This is a genomic window from Chitinophagaceae bacterium, from assembly GCA_030053935.1.
Classification (GTDB): Bacteria; Bacteroidota; Bacteroidia; order Cytophagales; family JASGCU01; genus JASGCU01.
Genome location: JASGCU010000090.1, coordinates 1 through 5,601 on the forward strand (window position 1 = coordinate 1; position 5,601 = coordinate 5,601).

6 protein-coding genes are annotated in these 5,601 nt (G+C 31.4%); 1 reads left to right on the forward strand and 5 read right to left on the reverse strand.

Annotated elements, in window-relative coordinates; genetic code table 11:
- A partial coding sequence (locus tag QM536_08345; protein MDI9357014.1) for an RsmE family RNA methyltransferase occupies nt 1-649 on the forward strand: 649 nt, incomplete at its 5' end.
- Between the two features lie 81 nt (nt 650-730).
- Here the strand turns inward: QM536_08345 and QM536_08350 are convergent.
- From QM536_08350 to QM536_08370, 5 genes are all read right to left on the reverse strand, one after another.
- Nucleotides 731-1,351: a 2OG-Fe(II) oxygenase gene (locus tag QM536_08350; GenBank protein ID MDI9357015.1), complete on the reverse strand. Its 621-nt coding sequence runs from the start codon at nt 1,349-1,351 to the stop codon at nt 731-733.
- A gap of 1 nt (nt 1,352) precedes the next feature.
- Complete coding sequence (gene mce, locus QM536_08355) at nt 1,353-1,757, reverse strand: methylmalonyl-CoA epimerase (protein ID MDI9357016.1); 405 nt, start codon at nt 1,755-1,757, stop codon at nt 1,353-1,355.
- Nucleotides 1,758-1,776: 19 nt separating this feature from the next.
- Nucleotides 1,777-2,364, reverse strand: a complete 588-nt coding sequence (locus QM536_08360; protein MDI9357017.1) for a hypothetical protein — start codon at nt 2,362-2,364, stop codon at nt 1,777-1,779.
- 126 nt (nt 2,365-2,490) lie between these two features.
- Entirely contained in the window at nt 2,491-3,336 is an 846-nt protein-coding gene (locus QM536_08365; GenBank protein MDI9357018.1) for an FkbM family methyltransferase, read from the reverse strand.
- Nucleotides 3,337-3,811: 475 nt separating this feature from the next.
- Nucleotides 3,812-5,601, reverse strand: a 1,790-nt coding sequence (locus tag QM536_08370) for a glycosyltransferase family 39 protein (protein MDI9357019.1), incomplete at its 5' end; no start/stop codon positions are given.

Below are 5,601 nucleotides of genomic sequence, written 5' to 3' on the forward strand. Positions count from 1 at the left end.
ATCTCACCACTGTATAAAAGTATTGAGACATCAAAAGAATGACCTTATACATATAGTAAATGGGAAGGGGAATATATTCTACGGTATAATAATAGACGGAAATGCAAAAAAATGCCTTGTGAAGGTGCAAACAAAAGATACTTTTACCCATACTCCTCCTTTTGTGCATATAGTCATTTCCCCTACCAAGCAAATGGAACGCATAGAATGGTTTGTAGAAAAAGCAGCTGAGCTGGGGGTGGACAAAATAACATTTATGGAATGTAAAAACTCCGTAAGAGATACGATAAAGTTAGAAAGATTAGAAAAAATTACTATAAGTGCTCTCAAGCAGTCAAAAAATTTCATAAAAACAGATATATACCCTCTAGATTCTTTTGTATCTTGTATCCAAAACAAGAAAAAAGATGAAATTGCCTACATAGCAACAGCAAATGAAAGTATGCAAAATCACATTTTAAAAAAAATAGGAGCAATAGAAAATCAAAAGATATTTATAGGACCGGAAGGGGATTTTACCAAGGAAGAATTAGAGGAAGCAAGGAAAGAAGGGATTATACCCGTGAGTTTAGGACAAAATATACTCAGGACCGAAACAGCTGGTATTGTATCTGCAAGTATATTAAAAAATAACTTGCTTTTTTTATAGGATGATACTCATTTTTTTGTTTTTTTTAAGAAACACCAAGCAAATACATGAGAAAGAGTTGAGATGAGCAAAAAGATATTTCTATAAAACAGAGGGCAGATCGCTGCGGAGCCAGCCCGTAATGCTAAGACGTTCCTTTGATGCGGGAAGTACCTCATGCTCTATGGTATCACTTCTGAAACAAACTAATCTTGCGAAGATGGGAAATATATCAAGAAACGAAGAAGAACCGTCGTTATCATAGAGCCTCAGTTGCCCGCCATCTTGCTCGGTCCATGTTTTATTCAAATAACAAACTATACTGATTTTCCTCGCATCATTATTATAGAATTGGTCTTTATGACGTTTATAGAAGCTGCCCACCGGATAAAATGTAAAATGAAATTCTTTGTTCTTGATGCCCAAAAAGAATTCTTTATTTATTGCCTGTACTATACTATCTATTTGACAAAGGAAGTTATTGACAAAAGGGGTTTCTTTGCTTTCGCTCACCCACAGTATATTATCGCCTCTTTGGTCTTTGTTTTTCTGATACTGCGACATACTTCCTATCCCAGCTGTTTTGAAAAGGTGTTGTTCCCTATACCAATTCATTTCTGTTAATAATCCATCCGCATTGGCAGTCGTCAAAAAATTATCTATCATACCAAAGCCCTTTTCGGCTATGTTGTCTATGAGTGATGCAGTAAGAAAATGTATCATGCTATGATTTTATTTCTTGACAGATTTCTATAAGAACTCCATTGGTTTGCTTTGGATGAAAAAAGCAAACCATTTTATTATCTGCACCTTTTCGTGGGATTTCATGAATAGGTACAAATCCTTCTTTTTTTAACCTCTCTATCTCTTTATATATATCCTTCACCTCAAAGGCAATGTGGTGTATTCCTTCTCCTTTTTTTTCTATAAATGTGCTAATAGCATTTTTGGTGCCTTCTTTTCCTTGCAATAATTCTATTTTAGTATTTTCTAGTTTTAAGAAAGCAGTGGTAACTTGCTCTGTTTCCACTTCTTCTACTTTATATACTTTTGTTTGTAAAAGTGTTTCAAATATCTTACGAGAGTTTTGTATATCTTTGGTGGCAATGCCTATATGTTCTATGTGCATATTTTTGTATGGGTTGTTTTTATTTTGTGTATTCATCAGAATCGAAGTTTAATGTATGGGGATTGATAAAATCTAAAGATAAGAAATCTCTTTCTTCTTTACTAATAGTACCTACCCCTAAAAAACCTCCTGAAGATTTTGCAATAATCTCTGCTACTTCTAAGAAATCTTGAAATAAAGAGTAGGAGAATTCTTTTCCTAATTTGGGATATATTTCATTCATACGGAGAAGTTCTCCTATGCAAAGCACCTTATTTTTTTGTTGTAAAGATTTTATCTCCCATTTCTTGAAAGATTGTACAGTGCTTTTTTGATTCTGTTCAAAATGAGTACTTATAAAGTTTCGTCTTAAAAATAGATGCATCACCTCTCTACAGTACTTATTGTATGGGATATGGTATACCCTTTCATAATATCTTCCTAACAGAGTGGAAGTATTTATTTTAGATTTATAAAATGCTCCCATTCCTATTATTTTTTTTTCTTCATCTCTATCAATAATTCCGTCTGCTCCCGCAAGAAGAAGCGGAACATATACACAAGGTGTTTTTATCAAATACTCTTCTTCTTCTTCTGTCAGATACCCCTCAAATAATGGTAATGTCATAAAAATTAATCACTAGTAGTTTATATATTTATTTAATAGATATAATGGGCTCAAAAAATACTATATAATATTATTCTCATTTATTTTACAAATTCAAATATGATTTTTGTGTTTTATGAGATAATTCTATTTCTGTATTATTGCTATTATATCTGTAGTTCCGTATTGAGGAATGTATTTGCTGTAATTGGATGCTAATATTTTTTTCTCTGTTTTAGTATCGTATAAAGTATATCCTAAATCATCAAAATAATTTACGTAAAAAATAAAATCTATATTTTTTTCTTTTAGCACATACATACCTACTTCAAATATGATGATGGGTTTAAAGATTTGAATGGTTTTTTTACCACCTTTTAATACCATCGGTTCATGTCCATCTGTATCTATTTTTATAAAATCTATTCTTGGGATGTTATGTTCTTTTACAAAATCATCTAAGGTAATAGAATACACATTTTCACTATTCATAGCAGTTCCACAATGTATGGTATGGTTTTCTTTATTATTTTTTCCATTTATTTTCCAACTACTGTAAGCAGTGATGTGAGCATTTTTTTTTGATTCTTCTGATAGAAAACATTGAAAAATATGTATATTTTTAGATAAGTTTGGATTTAAAGAAACATTTTTCTTGAGCTTCTCTAAAGCATAAAAAGTAGGTTCAAAAGCATATACAGAACCATTTGGCACCATTTGAGCAAAAGGGAGTGTCATAACTCCTACATTTGCACCTATATCAAAAATGATAGAATCTTTTTGTATTTTAAAATATCTATTGGTAGTAATATATTTTTGAAAACCTCCAAATAAAAACAGAGAAAGTTCTATACCTTCTGATAAATCTACTTGATAACGTACTCCCTTTCTTACTATATTTTGCTTTTCTTTTTGATAAAAAAGGGTAACTATTTTATATAATATCTTTGCAAAAAATATCTTTATGCGTGTTATATGAAGTCTATGTTCCACGTTTTATGTATTTATTTGTGTATTGTTTATTTTGTAGTAAGTTTTAAAAAATGATTTTGTGTTAAAAAATGGTAATGGTAAATTACATTAGGCATCTTGAGTAATTGATAATTATTATATTCAAGATTCGGGAGTGTTAGATATAGGTAGATAGGACTATTTTTTCAATTTTTCATTTACAAGTATAAGTAGTGCTGTTATTTTTTTTATATACTCTGACATAATGGGGTTTCTGCCGAGTTTCTTTAAAAAATTCTAAATCTTTTTCTGATATAATTATTTTCATAACGGTTTCATCTTTCAATAAAAATAATATTGTATTGCAATTTTTATTATTTTTCAAATTATTTTCTAATTTTTTAATGGAATTAGTATAATATGTTTTCTATTGCTTAATCAAACCGCACTAATCTTTTACTCATAAATTTATTTTCTTTAATTACACTGTTTGTACTATTCATTATCTGTTACATTATTATTGTTTTTCTAGTTCTTTCAAAAGCTGAGAATATCTTTCTACTTCTGCGGTATTATTCAGCAGAGAATAGAGAGAGATAAGATTATGATAGGTTTGTGTGTATTGAGGATTTATTTCTAAAACCTGCTTCCAATATAATTCCGCAGTCTGATATTGGTGATAATTATAAGCAATAATTCCTAATCCAAGCAGCGCTTCCCAATACTTTGGGTTGATACGAACTACCTTTTCTAAATAGATACAAGAGCTGTCGTAATAGTTTTCCTTGCCAAACAAAAGACCTATATTATATGCGGCATCTAACTTCGTGCTGTCTTTTGCTAATGCTGTTTTATAATACATTTTTGCACTATCTGTAGATTCTCTTGTTTCCAAAATAACCCCTAAACGAAAGAATAAATCGGCATCTTGAGTATTCAAAGCTACAGATTTTTTGAGACACCTCTCTGCATTTACATAATCTTTGTCTTTATCATAATAATAACAGCCCAATATACCCCAAGCATCGGCTCTTGTAGGAGAACTTTCCGTTGCATTCGTCCAAAAGGTTTTTTCATTTTCAAATGTCTTTACATAAAAAAACGTCTTCGTACCCAAAGCAATCGCAATACATATACACAAAAACAGAATCCGATTCGCATGTTTTTCTAAAGAAGTAATTATTTCCAATATAAAAAAAATATATGCTATAGCAGATACATATATTCTATGTTCCAAGTAATCAGAGAGAGGCAAACTCGTATTGATAAAAACCATAGGAGGAAGTAAAAAAATAATCCACCAAACCAGAAGCCACAGTACCATCTTCCATGGAATCTGAAACCAATATCCTACCAAAAATAATAACCCAATTACTATTATTCCCAAAGTGGTAGTAAAAACAGAATAGGTAGACCAAGTGGAAAGGGATATTGGCACAAAAAACTTTGCAACCGACTCACTGAGAAGGGGAAGATTATGCAAGAATACATTCCACCCGTATTCTACATCTCGAAACCTTTCGTAGTGAAGTAAAGTAGACGCATTTTCTAAGGCAAAAGAACGCAGCATCCACCAAACTATTACGATACAGATCGTGACAATACAGAAGACCACCATTTCTAAGTATCTCTCTCGGAAGGATATTTGTTTATGAACAAAAGGAATAGCAATGCAGATGATGGGTAAAACTACCCCCGTTTCTTTGGTTAATAAGACCAGAAAAAAACTGATTGCAAAGAAAAATAAAAAAACAATTTTTTTCTTTTCAAAAAAGAGAAGCCCCATACACATGCTCAACAGACAAAAGAACCCCAATAAAGTATCATTCCTGCCAAATACCCAGCCGATGGCTTGAGTAAAAAGAGGATGAACAGCAAAAATTAAAGCCCCCAAAAAAGAAAATAACTGCGAATAACCCCATCTCTGCAGAAAGAAAAACAATACTATGCACACGAAAAGATGAATACAAACATTAGAAATATGATACATATCCGCAGATATATTGACCACCTGACTATCTAGAATGAAAGAAGCGCCCAAAACAGGCCTGTAATATTCTAACCAATAAGAATGCACAAAGCCAATGCAGATGTTTTGTATGCTTTTAAAATAATCCGCATGTCTCGTTAATAAAGAATCATCCAAATTCACAAACTGATAATAAAATGTTTGAGAATAGATAATAAGAACGGCGAGGCACAGTCCCAAAGTAAAGTATAAACGATTATTTTGCAGGAATTTTTGTTTTTTGGATATTTCTGTAATGTTTTGTTGTGTGACCTCTACATTTTTTGATGCATTTTTTG

What these genes read in the sequence shown, in the direction of transcription:
- QM536_08350 (MDI9357015.1), bottom strand. Translation starts at nt 1,351, where the DNA reads ATGATACATTTTCTTACTGCATCACTCATAGACAACATAGCCGAAAAG.
- mce (MDI9357016.1), bottom strand. Translation starts at nt 1,757, where the DNA reads ATGCACATAGAACATATAGGCATTGCCACCAAAGATATACAAAACTCT.
- QM536_08360 (MDI9357017.1), bottom strand. Translation starts at nt 2,364, where the DNA reads ATGACATTACCATTATTTGAGGGGTATCTGACAGAAGAAGAAGAAGAG.